This window comes from Shewanella frigidimarina, assembly GCF_003797125.1.
Lineage (GTDB): Bacteria > Pseudomonadota > Gammaproteobacteria > Enterobacterales > Shewanellaceae > Shewanella > Shewanella frigidimarina.
This window is the reverse complement of record NZ_RKKE01000003.1, coordinates 281,688-300,551: the sequence shown is the minus strand read 5'-3', so window position 1 is coordinate 300,551 and position 18,864 is coordinate 281,688. Positions and strand designations below refer to the sequence as shown.

Annotated in this window: 16 protein-coding genes; 4 read left to right on the top strand and 12 right to left on the bottom strand. The window is 41.8% G+C overall.

Translation table 11 applies throughout. From position 1 onward, the window contains the following. Positions 1 to 320: 320 nt before the first annotated feature. A complete protein-coding gene (locus EGC86_RS10805) occupies positions 321 to 2,078 on the top strand; it encodes an acyl-CoA dehydrogenase (protein WP_123777579.1) in 1,758 nt (585 codons plus the stop codon). A 170-nt stretch (positions 2,079 to 2,248) separates the two neighbouring features. Here EGC86_RS10805 and EGC86_RS20880 read toward each other — a convergent pair whose 3' ends face one another. From EGC86_RS20880 to hyaA, 12 genes are all read right to left on the bottom strand, one after another. Next, the gene (locus EGC86_RS20880) at positions 2,249 to 2,413 is read right to left on the bottom strand and encodes a hypothetical protein (RefSeq protein WP_011637570.1); all 165 of its coding nucleotides are present in this window, start codon (positions 2,411 to 2,413) and stop codon (positions 2,249 to 2,251) included. 79 nt (positions 2,414 to 2,492) lie between these two features. Beyond that, on the bottom strand, positions 2,493 to 2,837 hold the full coding sequence (gene hypA / locus EGC86_RS10800) for a hydrogenase maturation nickel metallochaperone HypA (protein ID WP_123777578.1): 345 nt from the start codon (positions 2,835 to 2,837) through the stop codon (positions 2,493 to 2,495). Continuing rightward, complete coding sequence (gene hypE, locus EGC86_RS10795) at positions 2,837 to 3,844, bottom strand: hydrogenase expression/formation protein HypE (protein WP_011637568.1); 1,008 nt, start codon at positions 3,842 to 3,844, stop codon at positions 2,837 to 2,839. Before hypE ends, hypA begins: the two co-directional genes overlap by 1 nt. Next, positions 3,834 to 4,961 carry a hydrogenase formation protein HypD gene (gene hypD / locus EGC86_RS10790; protein ID WP_059743618.1) on the bottom strand — a complete coding sequence of 376 codons (1,128 nt, stop codon included), beginning with the start codon at positions 4,959 to 4,961 and terminating at the stop codon, positions 3,834 to 3,836. Before hypD ends, hypE begins: the two co-directional genes overlap by 11 nt. After that, positions 4,958 to 5,200, bottom strand: coding sequence for a HypC/HybG/HupF family hydrogenase formation chaperone (locus EGC86_RS10785; RefSeq protein ID WP_123777577.1), 243 nt, complete (start codon positions 5,198 to 5,200; stop codon positions 4,958 to 4,960). Before EGC86_RS10785 ends, hypD begins: the two co-directional genes overlap by 4 nt. 2 nt (positions 5,201 to 5,202) lie before the next feature. Beyond that, positions 5,203 to 5,922 (bottom strand): hydrogenase nickel incorporation protein HypB, encoded by a 720-nt coding sequence (gene hypB / locus EGC86_RS10780; protein ID WP_011637565.1) that lies wholly within the window; start codon positions 5,920 to 5,922, stop codon positions 5,203 to 5,205. A 277-nt stretch (positions 5,923 to 6,199) separates the two neighbouring features. Continuing rightward, a complete protein-coding gene (gene hypF / locus EGC86_RS10775; RefSeq protein ID WP_123777576.1) occupies positions 6,200 to 8,611 on the bottom strand; it encodes a carbamoyltransferase HypF in 2,412 nt (803 codons plus the stop codon). 55 nt (positions 8,612 to 8,666) lie between these two features. Next, positions 8,667 to 10,682, bottom strand: a complete 2,016-nt coding sequence (locus EGC86_RS10770; RefSeq protein WP_123777575.1) for a NiFe hydrogenase — start codon at positions 10,680 to 10,682, stop codon at positions 8,667 to 8,669. After that, positions 10,669 to 11,223: a HyaD/HybD family hydrogenase maturation endopeptidase gene (locus EGC86_RS10765; protein ID WP_011637562.1), complete on the bottom strand. Its 555-nt coding sequence runs from the start codon at positions 11,221 to 11,223 to the stop codon at positions 10,669 to 10,671. Before EGC86_RS10765 ends, EGC86_RS10770 begins: the two co-directional genes overlap by 14 nt. Positions 11,224 to 11,238: 15 nt before the next feature. Beyond that, positions 11,239 to 11,907: a Ni/Fe-hydrogenase, b-type cytochrome subunit gene (gene cybH / locus EGC86_RS10760; protein WP_123777574.1), complete on the bottom strand. Its 669-nt coding sequence runs from the start codon at positions 11,905 to 11,907 to the stop codon at positions 11,239 to 11,241. Positions 11,908 to 11,937: 30 nt separating this feature from the next. Next, positions 11,938 to 13,641 (bottom strand): nickel-dependent hydrogenase large subunit, encoded by a 1,704-nt coding sequence (hyaB, locus tag EGC86_RS10755; RefSeq protein ID WP_123777572.1) that lies wholly within the window; start codon positions 13,639 to 13,641, stop codon positions 11,938 to 11,940. Positions 13,642 to 13,643: 2 nt separating this feature from the next. Continuing rightward, positions 13,644 to 14,780, bottom strand: coding sequence for a nickel-dependent hydrogenase small subunit (gene hyaA / locus EGC86_RS10750; protein ID WP_123777571.1), 1,137 nt, complete (start codon positions 14,778 to 14,780; stop codon positions 13,644 to 13,646). Positions 14,781 to 15,628: 848 nt separating this feature from the next. Between hyaA and EGC86_RS10745 the strand changes: the two genes are divergently transcribed. From EGC86_RS10745 to EGC86_RS10735, 3 genes are all read left to right on the top strand, one after another. Then, positions 15,629 to 16,285: a Qnr family pentapeptide repeat protein gene (locus EGC86_RS10745; RefSeq protein ID WP_207893044.1), complete on the top strand. Its 657-nt coding sequence runs from the start codon at positions 15,629 to 15,631 to the stop codon at positions 16,283 to 16,285. A gap of 280 nt (positions 16,286 to 16,565) precedes the next feature. After that, positions 16,566 to 17,399, top strand: coding sequence for a hypothetical protein (locus EGC86_RS10740; RefSeq protein ID WP_123777568.1), 834 nt, complete (start codon positions 16,566 to 16,568; stop codon positions 17,397 to 17,399). Positions 17,400 to 17,741: 342 nt separating this feature from the next. Beyond that, positions 17,742 to 18,506 carry a mechanosensitive ion channel domain-containing protein gene (locus tag EGC86_RS10735; RefSeq protein WP_404948474.1) on the top strand — a complete coding sequence of 255 codons (765 nt, stop codon included), beginning with the start codon at positions 17,742 to 17,744 and terminating at the stop codon, positions 18,504 to 18,506. Positions 18,507 to 18,864 lie beyond the last annotated feature (358 nt).

Here is an 18,864-nt window from a genome sequence, read left to right as displayed (position 1 = left end):
TACTAGAGTTTAATACTCGGGCTTAATACTAAGGTTTAATACTGTGGCTTAATACTTGGGTTTGGAACTATTGGGTCATAAAATAAAGTTCAAAAAAACCACAGATCTCAATCAAATAAGCTGCTAACTCAAGGATCGTACGGGTAATTGTAACTCATTGGAACCCTATTGGGCTGAGAAACATAAACTATCGAGATAAAGGCTGGTATGAGTCGACATTCGTCAAATTATGGTTAGATAATTGCTAAAAAGCTTTTCTTTTTGTGACGCTTTAGTATAAATTAAAACAACTGTTTTAATTATTTGTTTAAGAGACTCTTATGAACCCATACCAAGCCCCGTTGAAGGACATGCAATTCTTGTTGGAACAGGTATTTGATGCCCAAGCTACGTGGGAACAACTTCCTGCTATGGCAGATGTTGTCGACATGGATACCGCATTAGCCATTCTAGATGAAGCGAATAAGATCAGCCGTGATCTGCTTCACCCTTTAAATCGCAGTGGTGATGAGCAAGGTGTGGTTCATAAAGGTAATGACATTATTACTCCAGATGGCTTTAAAGAAGTGTATCAACAGTTTTCTGAAGGTGGCTGGGTAGGGCTTTGCGGCGAGTCAGATTTTGGTGGCATGGGGATGCCGAAAATGCTTGGCGTGTTAGTTGATGAAATGAATTATAGCTCGTGTAATTCATTTACGTTATACAACTCCCTAACAGCCGGTGCAGCATTATGTATCAACGCACATGCAAATGATCAATTAAAACAAACTTATTTACCTAATTTATATTCTGGCCAATGGGCTGGCGCAATGGACATGACCGAGCCACATGCAGGTTCTGACTTAAAAGGTATTCGTACTAAAGCTGAACCACTTGATGATGGCAGTTATTCTATTACCGGTAACAAGATTTTTATTACTGGCGGCGATCATGACTTAACTGAAAACGTGATTCATTTAGTATTAGCAAAACTGCCCGGTTCGAAAGGCATATCATTGTTTATCGTACCTAAAATCAGCGTCAATGCCGATGGTAGCTTAGGCGAATCTAATGGTGTTACGGTGGGTTCTATTGAACACAAAATGGGTCTTAAAGCGTCTGCTACCTGTGTGATGAACTACGATAATGCCAAAGGCTTTTTAGTTGGTGAGCCTGACCGCGGTTTAGTGTGTATGTTCACTATGATGAACTACGAACGTTTAGCCATTGGTTTACAAGGTTTAGGTAACGCACAAGCGGCTTATCAAATGGCCAGTGATTATGCTAAAGAACGCCTACAGGGTGTTGCTGCAGCAGGTTCTGCAACGGGTGCAACGTCTGATCCGATTATTGTGCATGGCGATGTACGTCGCATGTTATTAACTATCCGTGCGATGACAGAAGCAGGCCGTGCATTATCGGTTTATACCGGTAAGCAGCTAGATTTAGCAAAATATGCCAGCGGCGATGTGCAAGCTAAAGCGGCTAGGTACGTTGGTTTGCTCACACCTGTTTCAAAAGCATTTTTAACCGACCGCGGTTTAGATGCCACAGTTATGGGCCAACAAGTGTTTGGCGGTCATGGTTATATTCGTGAAACCGGAATCGAGCAATTTGTTCGTGATACCCGTATTGCACAAATATACGAAGGCACTAACGGTATTCAAGCAATCGACTTTTTAGGCCGTAAAATTACTTACGACAATGTGGTCACTTTGACTGAATTTGTTGCTGAAGTGAATGCAAGTCTTGCACAATTAACTCAAGCTAATGCTGAACATAAAGCCATGGTAAGCCAAGTGTTTGCTGAGTTGCTCACGACAGCTAACTACGTCAATGACAACAAGAAAACTCAACCAGCATTAGTCAATTCTTGTGCGGTCGACTTCTTAGATGCCTTTGGTTATGCCCTATACGGTTACTTCTGGCTATTGATGGCCGACAAAGCGTCAAGCCATGAAGATAAAACCTTTGCTGCCCAAAAGCAGTTTGTGGCTGACTTCTATATGGATAAGCTGTTATCAAAATCTCAGTATCATTTATCACAAGTTAATCAAGGTGATAAATCGATAATGGCAATGCCTGCTGAAATGTTCTAAGCCTGTTTGTAATGCAACAAGATAATAAGCCTTCCGATGGAAGGCTTATTTGTTTGGGAGCATCATATTCTCAACGTTTAAAGCAATGTGTTAACCAATGTTTAATCGCGTTGATCTAGCAAACCATTTTAGCTTTGCTCCACAGTACGTGTTGACTACAGGTTAGGCAATTACTTAGTGCGCTTCCAATAGATAAACGCCACAATGGCCACAAGAGCAATGGCGGGTGTTAATTGAATAAAATGGTGAAACAGTCCAACACCACCATGGCCCTCATGTGCCATAGCAATAGATGGAATAGTGGCAAGGATAAAGGCAATTGATAAGTATTTCATGGTGTTGTCCTTCTATTTTAAGGTTACTCTGGTTATTAGGTTAGGGTATTTCAATATAACGCTTTGATAAAAACTCGTGCTACGTATCCATCACAAGCTGCATTAACATCATGTCTTCACCGTCAATCACGGTGGTTTTATTAGACTGGCAAATAGGGCAAACAATGGTTCGTTCATCTACTTGCGATTGTTGTTCGCAGTGATTGCACTGCAACACTAATGGCTGCACATTAATAACTAATCTTGCCTCATGACAAACACTGTCTAATTTAAAGGTTTCAAACGCTTTCGACAGTAGGGCAGGCTCAACGCCACTTAACACCCCAATTTTCAGTTCAACTTGCTCAATTCGTGTGGCTTTATGCTGCTGTGCAAGTGCTTCACATTGTTCCATTAATGACATTACAATCGAGTATTCGTGCATTAACAAATCCTTGGTAGTAATTCACCTTGTGGTAAATCTAAATAGCGACTGCTGCCCCAAGGTGTTTGTAGCACCACTTTGCCAGGGTGACGCTCGGTAACGTGGCCAATAATTGCTGCGTGTTCACAATGTCCATAGCGCTGCATCACCTCAATTGCACCTTCGGCTAAATCCATAGGCAATGCCATAATAAAGGTGCCTTCATTGGCTAAATCAAAAGGTTCAAAGCCAAATAACTCACATAAGCCTTTTACTTCATCACAAATTGGAATGCTGGCTTCTTCGACATCAATGCCAATGTTCGATGCTTTCGCCCACTCATTGAGTACTGCAGATAAGCCACCGCGGGTCGCATCTCGCATGGCATGAATATCGATATTTGCCACCAGCAGTTGTTCAATAATCGGCCATAGCGTATCGCAGTCACTGCGTAACTCAGATTCCAGCGTTAAGCCATCACGGGCCATTAAAATTGCCGCCCCATGACAACCAATGTCACGAGAGACAATAATGGCATCACCCACTTGTAAATTACGAACTGAAATATCAGGATGCAAAATACGCCCTACACCAGAGGTATTAATAAATAGCCCATCAGCACAGCCTTTGGGCACCACTTTAGTGTCGCCGCAAACTATCCGCGCGCCTGATTTGTGTAATTCAGCTGCCATGCTATTCACAATAGTGGTTAAGTCATCCAATGGAAAACCTTCTTCAATAATAAAACTACAGCTTAAATATTCGGGTTGTGCAGCCATCATGGCTAAATCGTTTACTGTGCCTGCAATCGCGAGTTTACCGATATCGCCACCAGCGAAAAATAACGGTGAGACGGTAAAAGAGTCGGTGGTAAAAGCAATATGGCCACACATATTCAATTTGGCCGCGTCTTCTTGCGAAGTTAAAATAGGATTATCAAAGGCTTTAAAAAACAAATCGTGGATCAATTGATCCATTTCTTTACCGCCACCACCGTGGCTAAGTTGAATCGTCTTTTTAGATGTCATGATTAACTTCTCCATAGCGGTAATAAGCATTACACGCGCCTTCTGAGCTAACCATGCAGCTGCCTAGCGGTGTTTGTGGTGAGCAACCTCTGCCAAACACTTTGCAGTCTTTAGGATTGGCTAAGCCTCGCAAAATATCGCCACACATACAGGCTTTATGGTCGTCAATTTCGGTTGTCGGTAATACTTTTGCATAAATGCGTTCAGCATCGCGATGATGATATTCAGGCCGTAATGTTAGAGCTGACTTGGCAATAGGGCCTAGTCCGCGCCAGCGAAAGCTGTCGCGGACCATAAAATATTTGTCGACCAGCTGTTGAGCGGCAATGTTGCCCTCGTAACTCACTGAGCGACTGTATTGGTTATCTAGCTCTGCTTTGCCTGCCACTTTTTGACGTGTAATACGTAAAATTGATTCCATTACATCTACCGGTTCAAACCCAGACACCACAACAGGTGTTTTGTATTGGTCGACTGTAGATTGGTAGATTTGAGCACCACTAATCACGCTTACGTGTGCCGGACCGATAAAAGCGTTTACTTTACTGCGACTATCAGACATCACAGCATCAATGGCGGGTGGAACCAGCACATGGTTTATATGAAACAAGATATTATCTATTTTCAGCGCTTCAGCCTGCGCCAGTAAAGCGGCAGTCATGGGCGTAGAGGTTTCAAAACCAATAGCGAAAAAAATCACTGTTTTGTCAGGATTATCCTGGGCAATTTTTAAGGTATCTAATGGGTCATATATTGGCCTAATATCGCAGCCATTAGCCCGAAACTGCGCCAAGCTCCCCATTGAACCCGGCACTCTAATCATGTCGCCTAGGGTGACTAAAATGGTATCGGCTTGTGAGGCAAGGGTGGCTGCATGGTCAATTCGTTCTTTAGGCATAACGCACACTGGACAGCCTGGGCCATGAATAAAGTGAATATTGTCGGGTAATAGCTGTAATAAACCGTACTTCATAATGGTATGGGTATGGCCACCACACACTTCCATAATGTTAATTTGCTCAGTCGTTTTAGCCGCTTGTTGAGCTATCAATTGCGCTAAATGACGAATAGTCTGAGGATCTCGAAACCCTTGATAAAAGTCATTGAGGCTAATCATTGCTCAGACTCCAATTCCATCTCAGCGACAATTTGTTGATATAAATCGAGGCTTTCTTGCGCATCATTGTGGTCAATTTTATTCATCACAAAACCGATGTGAATCAATACGAAGTCGCCTAACGCCAACGGATCGCATATCAAATGACAACTCACACGACGTTTAACACCAAGCGTATCAACAGTGACTGTTTCATCGTCATGAATTTCAACTACTTTTGATGGTACTGATAAGCACATAGTTAATATTCCTTATGTTCATCAAACCATGTTGCCAATACTTTCATTGAATCAGGATTTTTCACTGACACGACGAGCAATTCGACATCTGGATTCAATTTACTTAACTGTGCTTTGGCTTCGTCAATACTAAAGTCAAAGTAAGGAAGTAGGTCAGATTTAGTGATAACCACTAAGTCAGCTCGGCGGAACATCACCGGATACTTCTCAATTTTATCGTCACCTTCAGGCACAGATAACAACACAATATTTTTATGGGTGCCAACATCATAACTGGCAGGACACACAAGATTTCCCACGTTCTCAACGAAGCAAATATCAACATTATCTAAATTAATGTGATGCAGGGCGCCGTGAACCATAAATGCATCAAGGTGACAGGCAGAGCCAGTTTGAATTTGATAGGCGTTGATACCCTTGGCAATTAAACGGTCGGCATCGCGTGAGGTTTCAAGGTCGCCTTCGATCACGGCATAGCGAGCATCAAGGTATTCATGTAAACATTCTAAAAGACTGGTTTTACCGCTGCCAGGGCTACTCATTAGATTAAAGGCGCTGACCTGATGAGCCGCAAAATGATCACGATTATGCTGTGCTTCGACATCATTTTTATCCAATATTTTATGGATAACCGCTAAGGTCTTTTTATCGTTAAGCTGAGGATTACTATGAAGAGTATGGTCATGATCATGGGTAATTGAACAGCCGCAATCTTTACACATGTTATGTTCCTTAACCTTGTTGTTATTCTTATTAACTAGTGTCGGTTAAGTGGATAAAGGATTCTTTGATACACATCAGTTTTTGCAATAAACACTGTGAACAACAGTGTTATTGCGTTAATTATGTGACAGATGCCACAATTATCTGAAGGTCAATTTTGATGCTGCATGACAGCTTTAGCGATTCTGGTTGTTAACCCAATTACGATAAAAATGCATATATAAAAGTTACTTAAGTGACTTACATTGGTTAAGATATTATTAGGACTCGATACACTTACGCCATGTGATGTATGCCATACCACAATTGGCCTAATGCAATACCACCGTCATTAATGGGAATATGGCCACTGGGTAAAATTTGCCGTTGGCCACGTTTACAATCATCAATACACTGGCTGAGTAAGGTTTTGTTTTGAAATACACCACCACAAAATACCTGTGGTAATTGGGGATATTGTTGACCAACTCTATCCAATTGCTGACTAATCATATTGATAAAATGCCAACATATTTGTTTTTTAATTAAAGGGTTATGTGAGTATTCCACCGCGCAGTTAACCAATTGAGTAATAAAGTCGCTACTGTGCCATTGAATAGGTAACGACTCTTGGTCGCTTAAGGTGTTGAGCGTTACAGATAAAGGCTCAATATTTGATTCGGTATAATAGGCATTGGCTGCTGTTTCAATCATCATGCCCGCTTGACCTTCGTACTGCGAGCTACCAATAAAACCTAACGCTACAGCAAGAGCATCAAATAAACGCCCAACAGATCGACATTCAATACAATGGCTATTGTTACGCCACAGCTGATATAAATTAGTGACAGTTTTGCTGCCTAAGTCGGCGATAGCGGCAATGGGGAGTGAAAGTACTTGTTCAAGCGACATTTGTTCAAACAATAATGCCAGCAGAATTCTAACTGGGTGTTTAATCGCTTGCTCACCGCCAATTAACTTAAACGAACTAAAGTGGGCCACCGTGGTAAAACCGTGCACATCAGCCAGCATTACCTCGCTGCCCCATAATGTGCCGTCATCACCTAGGCCTGTGCCATCAAAACTGAATCCTAATACTTGCTCAGTGCGTTGGTGCATCGCCATAACAGACAAAACATGGGCGTAGTGGTGTTGTATGCCAATGCAATGAGATGGCAAAAGGCGATGTTCAGATTGGTAGTTTACTGCCCATTGTGTCGGCGCATATTGCGGGTGATTATCGTGCACTATATGACTCGGAATAAAGTCATACAAACGCTTAAATGTTGCTAAGCTTCGGCTAAAATACTGCTCTGTTTCTAGAGTGAATAAATCCCCAATGTGCGGCGATACGATCAGATTATCGGCAAAACCGAATGCGACCGTATTTTTCTGTTGTGCGCCAACAGCCAATACGCTGTTTTTACTGTTTGATAGCATCGGTGAGTGCAAATTAATGGTTAACGGCGCATAACCGCGAGCTAATCGAATGACTTGCAGCTGCCCGTCAATCACTTGTACCACGCTGTCATCACAGGCATTAATAATCGGCCGATTATGGTCGAGGATCCCATCGACTACATGGCTTAAATGCTGCTCAATCTCAGCTTGATTACCAATAATTGGTTCTCCGCTGCGATTGGCACTGGTAGCCACAATGGGTTTGTGTAATCGCTGCATCAATAAATGATGTAATGGTGTGTAGGGTAAAAATACTCCAAGGCGATCAATACCCGGCGCTAGCAATGGACTCAGTGCGATAGGGTGAATATTTCCGCAATTATCTCTACCATTATCTTTACCATCAACACTAGCAACACGTTTGGTCATCAAGGTAATCGGCTTCTCAGGGCTGGTTAATACTTGCCATTCCGTTTCAGTACCGCTGACACATAATTTCGCCTGGGCCAAGTTAGTCACCATTATCGCTAATGGCTTGGCGAGGCGTTGTTTACGTTGACGCAGGGCTGCAACCGCTTCGTTATTGGTGGCATCACACACCAAATGAAAACCGCCTAAACCTTTAATGGCCACTATGCCACCACGGTTTATCATTTCGACGGCTTGCTCTAATGCCATCAACATCGATGAATCATAAAGACATTCAGCACGAGCATTGATAACGCTAAAGGTTAATTGTGGACCACAATGTGGGCAACTCACTGGTTGTGCATGGTAGCGTCGATTCATTGGATTGATATAAGCGGCGTGGCAATCATCGCACATTTCAAAATCAGCCATGGCAGTGTTGCATCGGTCATAAGGCAGGGCGTTGATAATGGTGTAGCGCGGACCGCAATTGGTGCAATTGGTAAATGGATATTGATAGTGGCGATTTTGAGGGTCATTAATGTCGTTAAGACAATCTCGGCAAATACTCATGTCGGCCGAAATAGCCACATTTGCATGTTCGTCAGTAGCGGCATGGCTATCAATAATACTAAATTGGTCAAATAAACTTAATTGAGCTTGATGAGTAACCTCAATGGCATCAATGCGCGCTAATGGCGGCGGAGATTTAGCTAATTTATCGATAAACTGTTCAATCAGTTCGCTATTACCTTGTAAAACAATCGTCACCCCAAGGTGATTATTTAGCACGCTACCGACTAAATTTAACTGATGTGCCAAACGAAAAACAAAGGGGCGAAAACCAACCCCTTGCACAATACCTTTAACAATAATGGTAACTTGCTGTAATGGTTTCATAAGGACTCAATCTCATACAAGGATAAGCGATAACTGATATACTTTAAGATACCTTTTATCTACGTCTTTGTTTGAGATATAGCCCACCAATTGCGATATTAACGCCATCTAAATCCAATAATGGATTGACCACCAGTGGAAAGTTTTTACCAATACGTAATTGCACCCGTTCAGTTAGCACTGGATTAGCAAATTCGCTTCCAGCAATCACTAATTGTTTTACGCCAATATTTTGATCTAAATGTTCTACCCAATGGCTTAAGTAGTCGGCAAACGAGTCATGAAATGCAAAAGCAAGTTTTGCTAAGTTAGTCTCGCCTGCCAACTTGAAACTCATTAATGTGCCCAAGGTTTTACACCAATTGAGGCTACGATGCGCGGCGCCTTTGGTGAGAGGAAAATCAATGCGTGGTGCATTATTGCCATGATGAGACATCGCCAAAGCAATAAATTTATCGGCAAGTTCGGTTACGGTCACTCGTTGAGCAGTTTCTACCGGATAAGCGCCAATAATTAGGGTTGCAACAGCCATTAGCTGAGACAATGCACCATCGTCGGCTTGAATGTGAAGATCCAATAATTGATTATATTCGGCTGGAAATAACTGTTTAAACTTATCTAACAGACTTTTTTGCGGCGACTCAGACAAACTATGACAAATCTCATAACCTGATGTCGGCAACGTCGGTAATTGGAAAAATAATTCAGGGTTACTTTGGCTGTCGAGTGTGACAATTTGGCAAGCATTTTGTTGGCTGAAATACAATACCGCAGCATGTTTCACAAATTGCGCTTTATGATGATTTTTATTGGGATCACAACGTAATACCGCAGCATTCAATGCACATAAGCTGGTAGTAATATTGTCAGTTATTGTGCTTGAGTCTTCTGCACAAGAGCTGGCTAAAACAGGTGGCAAAGTTATCGGTGAAGCTGACGCTGAAGTAGACGATTTAGCACCGTTGTCACTCACTTGCCAATTAATATCAGTTTTAGTGCTTTGAACTTTGAACGTATGTTGGTCATCTTGGTAATGATGCTCATCATGCAAACAGGTCACATTAGTCGGTAACGGTATGCTGCCATCGCTTAGGGTGGTGATCGGTAACCAATGTTGATTAATACTGGCTAAACGCAACGGCTTATTGAGCAGGGCTTCTTGGCTAGTATGTGGTTCAATATCACTAGTGACATGCAACCAATTAATGCCTTTTTGGCGCAGTACTTCAGTGAGTATCACTAATAAACGATTTTCAGCAAATTGAATATCATACAGCGGCGCTAATAAGCTGGGATGCTCGCTACTTGGTCGTACTCTTAGCAAGGGTTTTTCGATGCTAGATAATGCCAACACTTGGCTGTCATTGACAATAAAATGACTGTTTAAAGAATTGGGATTACAGACTAATATTCGAGGCCGTTGATATTTTATTGTTTTGGTCATTGACGCATTGGTCTGTGATGAGTTTGTCAGTTGTTCATCTGCATTTTGCGATATGGTTGAGGGTTGTATGGTTGAGGAGAATATGGCCGCTGGTGGGGTTAACCATAACGTGATCCCAAGAATAGGTAAGGGCAGAGACTTATGGCTGAGTAAGCGGTTTTCCATTGCGGCGATATCGGTCTGAGTTAACGATTTTTCATCACGACTGAGTTTTTCATGCCCCATACAATGATGACATTGTAGATTAATATTACCAAAAGAGGGATGTTGATTATCGCCAAATTTTGGCTGGCAATGTTGGCAAAAATTCAGCGGTAAACCAGAGTGAAGCGGCTTAATGTTAAATGGTTTTCGCTGCCCGCTGTGCTGCTCTATACGCTGAATGTGGGTGTCAAGCAACCAAACAGATAACAAGAAATCACTGGCGATCTCATCGGCTAACGATTCAAGCTGCGCTTGAGGAGCAAAGGCCTCAATAAAGTAACGTATTTTACTGGTTTGAGGCTCGGATTCAGCACCAATACTGATATTAAATTCGCTGCGTTCAAGGTATTGATTGCACAAGTGCTCATATAACGGCACATGGCGTTGGCATACAAAATCAAATCGAATGTTATGCATCGACATAGCAACCTCGCTTATAAGCGTCAGGAATCACCTGATCAACCGTTATTTCATTCACAATCTGCTGGCTAAACCCTAAGTCGGTTAAATGGGTTAACAGGGCGTGTTCCATTAGCGGAATGGCGGCATGTAAATGTGGCGTAAGCCCCAAAGTCATTGGCTCAATCACCGTAGGGGTAACACCTAATACAAACGTGTGTGGCCTATCACCCACAATGTCCATCATGTTGAGTGTTTGCAGCATTTCCACTTCATGAGCACTACCTTGCCAATCGATTTCAGCAGGGGCGTGATCAAAATCGAAAAAGTACACTTCACCAGGCTCCACGCCAACACTGTTCACCGTATCGACCACAATTAAATGGTCGTACTGGCTTATCATCGGAATAAGGCCTTGAGCTAAGGTGCCACCGTCGACAATATCTATGCTGTCAGTTTGGTGGCTAAATTGGTATTTCTCTTTGATATAATTGACAAAATGCACGCCGACTCCTTCATCGGCGTACAATACATTGCCTATACCTAACAGCAATATTTTTTTCACAATAATAGATTCACCTTATTTATGATCTTTGTGATAGTCATAGCCAGACACAATTGAGTCGACTGAATTATGTTTAAAGCGAATACCCGACCACACCGCCATATACACATGGATCACCACAAAAATAATGAAGGCCCAAGTTAAATAATGGTGAAAGGTTCTAAGTGGTGCTAAGCCGCCACAAAGTGCGGTTAACCATGCAGATACATCGCCTAGTAACCCGCCTAAACCTAAGTGGTACACATTGGCGTACAGTACTAAACCCGTGATACACACAATCAAGGCAACAAACGAAATTGCCACATAAGTCATAAACTGTAACGGTCCGTAAACCCCAGCTTTATGCAAATTACCCATCCATAAATAGGATTTTAATTGTGTTATCCAGCTTTTCACACTCAGCACATCTTTAAACGAACGTCTTTCAATGTTGTTGCGACTGAAGAAAAACAAATAAAAACGCACCAAAGTGATACTGGTGAGCACAAATCCAAAAATGATATGTGCAAACCGGATCCAACCTTGTACCAATACATCAGTGCTGGCAGGCGCCACTAAAAATGGCCACGAGATATAAAATCCGGTGATCACTAATACCAAAATGGCCAGAGCGCGTAACCAGTGAAATATTCGAATCGCTGGAGTAAATATTAGCTGCCGATTATGGGTTGCAATATGTTCCATACTTTTATCCTCCTACTCCATTACCTCTGATTAAAACCCATTTGGATCAATTTTAAATTGACCTAGGGTATGTTTCTTGTAATCCATCACGTGAACGGAACAGGCCATACAAGGATCAAAGGAATGAATAATGCGAATGACTTCTAACGGCTTAGTTGGGTCTTCAAGTTTCAAACCAATCAACGAAGCTTCGTATGGGCCCATTTTACCGTTAGCATCCACAGGGCCTGCGTTCCAGGTAGTAGGAACCACAGCTTGGTAGTTTTCGACTTTGGCATCTTTAATCCGGATCCAATGACTTAACATGCCGCGAGGAGCTTCAATCATCGAATAACCTTCGTAAACGCGGTCTGGGTCTATCTCAGGTTTAACGTAAGTAGACTGATCCGACTGTATGTTTATCAGTAAAGCATCAAAGGTTTGCAAACTGGCTTGGCCAACCAATACGGTTTGCAACATACGTGCAGCAGTACGGCCTAAAGTGGTAAACAACGCCTCAAGAGGCAAGCCAGTGCGAGCTAACAAACCATCAACCGCATTGACCACAACTTGGTTTCCGCGAGCATAGTTAACTAATAAACAGGCTAGTGGACCCACTTCAATCGGTTCATCCTGGTAACGCGGAGACTTAACCCACGAGTATTTACCATCGCCATTAATGGTCGGCAATTTGCCATACACAGTGTCGCGCTCAATAAACCCGGTGTAATCAGGAATGGTGGTGCCTTGATATGGATGTTGCGGACCATCGGCTTTATACCAAGCGTGAGTCACGTCTTCTTTAATCAAGCTCGGATCAATATCCAATACATTGGCTAAATCACCGTTTAAAATGACTCCTTGGTTAAATAAATACTCGCCATTGGCTGTGATAAAATCTTCACCGCACAAGAAGCTGTTAACATTTACACCGCCAAGTACACTGGCTTCAGAGCCAAATGCTTCTGCTGCCATCACAATATCGGCTTGGTAAGCTCGCTCAATAAAGTCTTGCACGATGGCGTGCTTTTGTTTCCATTCTTGTAAACGGGCAGGGCTTAACATGTCTCGCACTGAGGTTACGCCGCCCACAACAATAGACTGTGGGTGTGGCGATTTACCACCAAAAATAGCCAACATTTCAGCCGCAACACGTTGTACTTCAAGTGCTTTTAAATAATGCGATAACGCAATGAGGTTTTGCTCAGGGGTAAAACGATAAGTACCATTACCCCAATAGGCATTGGCAAACGGTCCTAGTTTTCCGGTTTCGACCAAGCCTTTTACGCGTGCCTGTACCGCTTTTAATTCACCTTCACCGGCAGCAATCGGTGCATCAGAGTAATTCATTGCCACTTTAGCGGCTAAGGCTGGGTCGGCACTTAATGCCGATACAACATCTACCCAATCAAGACCATGTAAATGATAAAAATGAACAATATGATCATGCATGTAGAGTGACGACTGCATTAAGCTGCGTAAGTATTTTGCATTAAGAGGGATCTTAACTCCGAGGGCATTCTCAACGGCCTCAGTACCACAACGATAGTGCGAATAGGTACATACGCCACAAATACGCTGCACAATTAAGCCCACATCCATTGGAGTTCGGCCTTTTAAAATAACCTCAATGCCCCGCCATAAGGTCGACGAAGACCAAGCCTTGGTAATGACATTATTGTCATCAACTTCAACTTCGACACGTAAATGGCCTTCGATACGGGTGATAGGGTCGATAACGACACGTTTACTCATGATTATTCCTCCAAAGGCTTAGCAAATACGCTAGCAACTGCATGGGCGCCAATACCAACAACGGTAGCGCCTAAAATGACCGCACCAATGGTGTCAGCGGTGGCATCAATGCCATGTAAAAGTTGGCGTCCTAGCGGTTTTTCAAAGTCCGCCATGTCATCCCAAAAATTCGGTTCAGAGCAACCCATACAGCCATGACCTGCTAACACCGGCCAACTGGTGTGGTGGTTAAAGCGCTCAGTTGGGCAGTTGTTGTAGGTATAAGGGCCTTTACAGCCGACCTTATAAAGGCAGTAACCTTCTTTAGCACCTTCATCGCCAAATTCTTCAACAAACTCACCAGCATCAAAGCGACCACGGCGTTCACAGTTATCATGTACCCGTGCACCGTATGCCCATTTAGGACGATTAAACATGTCCAGCGCAGGTAACTTACCGAACATAATGAAATACATTAACGTGCCAACAATGTTTTTTTCACTCGGAGGACAACCGCCTAAGTTAATCACCGGCTTATTGACCACTTCGTAAACGCCTTTTGCACCAGTAGGATTGGGTGCAGCGGCTTGTACACCACCAAAGGCAGCGCAAGTCCCGACAGAGATAATTGCAGCAGCATTTTCAGCCGCTTCTTTAACAATGTGTAAACCTGTGTGACCTTTACAGCCTACGGTTAAAAAGGTGCCGTTATTGGCGGTAGGGACGGCACCTTCAACGGCCAGTAAATACCGACCTTTGTAAGTTTCTAGTGCATGCTCTAGGTTCTCTTCGGCTTGCCAACCAGAGGCTGCCATTAAGGTTTCATGATATTCAAGCGAGATATGATCAAAAATCAATGTGTCTAAATTGGGCGAATCGGTACGAATTAATGACTCAGAGCACCCGGTACATTCGGCTAAATGTAACCAAATTAACGGTACTCGGTCGGCTAATTCAGCCGCTTCGGCAACCAGATTACTAAAGGGTAGGGGCAAGGCGAACATTGCGGAGACCGATGCGGTCCACTTAATGAAGTCTCGACGAGATATCCCAATGTTGGCCATTTTTTGTTGTAGTGATACGGGCTGACGTTGGGTAAATTGGCGTAAATAATCAAGGCGATCTTGACCCTGTTTATAAAGGGCTGCATGTGTGTCCATGTTGATACCTTCTGCTTAAGTTAGCTCAGTGGCTAATAATTAGTTGCAATCCATCGGTATCAATTTTAGAACTTGGCTAAAAATCGTCTTTGATATAAATCAATTTGTGAGATATTCCCATAACATATGTAGGGCTATATCGCAGTATTTATGATGTTGATCAAGTTAACAAAAATGAAATTGGACAAATTGTCGCAGATCACTAATTCATAGAGAAGGTGATCAAGCACTTCACTTGGGGATTTTGTAGAAACATGATGTTGTTGTTTTTAACAGCCATTGCAATATCGGCTGTACCCAATATTGGCAACAATAAATACTACACAACTTATTTGCGAGAACAGATAAATATAGATAAGCAGTATTGAGATTATGCGCTCCCTTTCTTTGCTTTTTATCAAAGGAGACTTGCCAACCCTCAATCGACCATTAAGCGTAAGAATCAGGTTTTAAATAAATTGCTTGTTAACAGAAATGCTATCGCGTGAAACTTATCCCCTAAGCATTAATGGTTTTTCGCTGTCAAATTAGGCCAAAATACTGAAGCTAATATCAACATTTCGGTTTAAATGAATTTATACACTTACTCAGAAAACAGACAAAATGTGTTATCAAACTGAGTGATTTTCAGCCAAAAGCACATTTAATTCAGTCGCTGGTGAAGTGGTTAAAAGTTTTTCCGAGGGAAGCGACTAGGGTGATGCTATATAAAGTCTCTCAAAACGTCTCTTTTGCCCCTTAAAATCGCTATTTGAGGGGTTTGTAATATGTTGATTTTAATGGTGTTAATAAATTGGTTTTTTGCTGTTTTACAATGTTAACCTTGGCCAATAGTCAATTTGGAGGCCCTGATGAGTAACAACCAAACTTTTCGTGAACATGATTTCTCACAACAACTTTTACCTGAAACCACATTTGAAAATTGTCATTTCTATCATTGCGACTTCAGTCGTGCAGACTTAAGGGATGCAACATTCATCAACTGTAAGTTTATTGAAGCAGGAGACAGTATAGGTTGCCAATTTAAGTACGCCGATTTGCGTGATGCCAGTTTCAAACATTGCAAGCTAGGCATGGCCAACTTTCAAGGTGCTAATGGTTTTGGAGCCGAGTTTAGAGAATGTGATTTACAAGGAGCCAGTTTTTTAAAAACCAGCTTTGTAAACCAGATTTCACACAAAAGTTATTTTTGCTTGGTGTATATTACCGGCTGTAATTTGTCTTATACCGACTTTGAAAAGCAATGCATTGAAAAATGTGACTTGTTCGAAAACCGTTGGACGGGCGCCAATTTACAAAAGGCCTCTTTTAAAGGTTCAGATTTAAGTCGCGGTGAATTTTCATCCAATAGCTGGCAACAATTTGATATGCAATATTGTGATTTATCACATTGTGAATTAACCGGTTTGGATCCTCGTCGAGTTAACTTAACGGGGGTCAAAATCTGCGACTGGCAACAAGAGCAATTATTAGAGCAACTCGGCGTTATCGTGTTACCTAGTTAACTCTAAATGAGGCATAACGATACTGGCTCTGCTTATTCTGAATTAACTTGTCATCATTAATTGTTCACATGTTTAGCGCTAGGTAATATACATGTGCAAAGTGCTCGGTTTATTGTGATGTCTACACTCTAACTGAGTCGACATCTTTGATTAAAGAGTACTAATAATGACAACGTACAGCTTTCACTTTGCTTGTTTTTATAACATCATGACAACAAAATTGTGTTTTGCTTAAGCAACAATGACGTTAACGATGACATTAAAAGGATGTTACTCACCTATGAGAGCCACTTATCTATTTTTGTTATGCTCATTGCTAGTGCCTATAGTTGTCTGCGCTAACAACTTACCAAATTTCCTCACCGCAGATTCTGATAAAGAGTACCGTGCAACAATAAATCATTTACGGGGTTTATTACCCAAAAATGGCATTGCAGAAATATTACCCGGATTAGCCTCACCGTATGGTTTGCTTGATGTGCACCCTACAAAATTTACCTCAGCCGAGGATAAAAATGATTTTGCTAATTTCAACTTAGGTGTAATGAGTAACGCGATATTTAAAGCCGACCCCAACTTTGTCACCAGTTTGCCCAATCGAGTACTGTGCAATGAAAAATCATGTCGAAACCAAAGGGTTAAGGCCATCAACAAATTGCTGATACAGCAAGACGTAATCCGTGTTTTTTTTAAGGACAATGTCGATATCACTATCGTGCAGCAGTCAGATGATAATGTATTTAGAGTCAATAACGCATTTTTCACCCCCGCAGGTATTATTCAATATCAACCGTCAGCGGTAGCTGGGTTTGTACCTTCAGGCGATGCCACTTTTTTTAAAAATGTCACCAATATAGAAGCGTGTAATATGTGCTCAACACGCTCAGCTAGGGTAAGGGACATTATGGCCAAGTACCACGTTGCCGCGATGGTTAAAGAAAGTGACGGGGTAATTAATATTATTTTCGAAGGTATTAGTAATAATCATTGGGGAGTTAAGTTAAGCGACAACTCAGATGTTAAGCCAGTAAAAGGGCAGCCAAATGCTTTGGGGTATCCATATGATGATGTTATAGCAATAACACCAACGGTTATTTACTACCAATCTAACTAAAATGATCACCAGCTAACATATTCATTTCTTTATTTCGAATGTTGATACGCATAAAGCCATTAATGTCAGTCACATTAATGTTTTTATCGTGTTTATTAAGGGGCAAGTTTACTGAAGTTGGTTAAGTGTTTTATGCTGCACCAGGTTAGACTTCATACTGTTATGGCCTAATTACCTTGTCTTCTGCTGCTATTGCCAATAGAGTGACGGCCGGAATGTCCGTAATTCAGCACCATCAGTGTGAAAACACAAACAACGTAGGTAACAGGTTTGATAGATAATATAACTTTGATCGTCGATTTCTTTCTTGAACACAAATTATTATTAACGGTGTTAATAATAATGCTTATCTCAGTGATAAAACGTTTTATCATTTCAAGTATTCGTGGCGACGTCGCTTTTCTTTCTGATGTGCAACGGAAATGGATGTCACGCACTAAAAATGGCACCTTCATTTTAATACTGGTTATTTTGTTCATACTTTGGCAATCCGAAGTTAGCAAATTTGCCCTGTCAGTTACCGCCATTGCCATTGCCATAGTGATAGCATCAAAAGAAATCATTCTTTGCTTTACCGGCTCAATACAACGCGCGAGTTCACGTTCATTTGTGATTGGTGATTGGATTGAAGTGGGAAAAATATATGGCGAAGTGATTGAACATAACTTAATGGCCACAGTGATCCAAGAGATCGACCTCGATCAAGGTCAATACCATTACACAGGAAAAACCGCGACGTTACCTAACAGTATGTTTTTTACCTATGCGGTTAAAAACCTCAACTTTATGAAACGTTATGTTTACCACAACATAACGATTACCGTAGTCCAGTTTGTTAATCTCTATACATTGTTTCCGGCGTTAACCCGTCAAATAGAACAGCACTGTGAAGACTTTATTGAAGTGGCTAAACGTTACAACGGCGTAATAGAAAAACATGCTGGTGTCGATTTACCTGGCAGCGAACCGCATATTCATATCACTAGCGGCATTAACGGCGAGCAAAATGTGCATATCATGATTTTTTGCCCCACAGAACGCGCCATACATTTAGAGCAGTTAATAAGAGAAGACTTTATGATTGCTTACCACGAAAACTTTAGTTAATTCAATTATGATTAATCTCAGTTTAATGCTGAGATTAATCAAATCGCCACTCCGCTTTAACATCAATAGCTTCACTTAGTTTTAGCATCAATAAACACTTCACCGTGCATCTCTAAATAACAAGTTTGGAGGCTATCCAACCCACAGCACCAAGCATAGTGGCCAGTATAAGAATAGTTTGCCGCGCAACTCATTGGTTTTTCATTCAACGTTTTTTCAGCTTATGGCAGGGCTAAGGGAGTAAGGTTTTGGCAACGCTGAATGATACAGCATCACATAAAGACAGATGAAGATTGATAAGTGGTCTATACGCACAAAGCGATCCTAACGTTACGTCAGAATCGCTCAAATATTCACT

Excerpts from the sequence above, each read along its gene's own strand:
- hypA (WP_123777578.1), bottom strand. The coding sequence starts at position 2,837 with ATGCACGAATACTCGATTGTAATGTCATTAATGGAACAATGTGAAGCA.
- EGC86_RS10740 (WP_123777568.1), top strand. The coding sequence starts at position 16,566 with ATGAGAGCCACTTATCTATTTTTGTTATGCTCATTGCTAGTGCCTATA.
- EGC86_RS10735 (WP_404948474.1), top strand. The coding sequence starts at position 17,742 with ATGCTTATCTCAGTGATAAAACGTTTTATCATTTCAAGTATTCGTGGC.
- EGC86_RS10805 (WP_123777579.1), top strand. The coding sequence starts at position 321 with ATGAACCCATACCAAGCCCCGTTGAAGGACATGCAATTCTTGTTGGAA.
- EGC86_RS20880 (WP_011637570.1), bottom strand. The coding sequence starts at position 2,413 with ATGAAATACTTATCAATTGCCTTTATCCTTGCCACTATTCCATCTATT.
- hyaA (WP_123777571.1), bottom strand. The coding sequence starts at position 14,780 with ATGGACACACATGCAGCCCTTTATAAACAGGGTCAAGATCGCCTTGAT.
- hypE (WP_011637568.1), bottom strand. The coding sequence starts at position 3,844 with ATGACATCTAAAAAGACGATTCAACTTAGCCACGGTGGTGGCGGTAAA.
- hypF (WP_123777576.1), bottom strand. The coding sequence starts at position 8,611 with ATGAAACCATTACAGCAAGTTACCATTATTGTTAAAGGTATTGTGCAA.
- cybH (WP_123777574.1), bottom strand. The coding sequence starts at position 11,907 with ATGGAACATATTGCAACCCATAATCGGCAGCTAATATTTACTCCAGCG.
- EGC86_RS10770 (WP_123777575.1), bottom strand. The coding sequence starts at position 10,682 with ATGTCGATGCATAACATTCGATTTGATTTTGTATGCCAACGCCATGTG.
- hyaB (WP_123777572.1), bottom strand. The coding sequence starts at position 13,641 with ATGAGTAAACGTGTCGTTATCGACCCTATCACCCGTATCGAAGGCCAT.
- hypD (WP_059743618.1), bottom strand. The coding sequence starts at position 4,961 with ATGATTAGCCTCAATGACTTTTATCAAGGGTTTCGAGATCCTCAGACT.
- hypB (WP_011637565.1), bottom strand. The coding sequence starts at position 5,922 with ATGTGTAAAGATTGCGGCTGTTCAATTACCCATGATCATGACCATACT.
- EGC86_RS10785 (WP_123777577.1), bottom strand. The coding sequence starts at position 5,200 with ATGTGCTTATCAGTACCATCAAAAGTAGTTGAAATTCATGACGATGAA.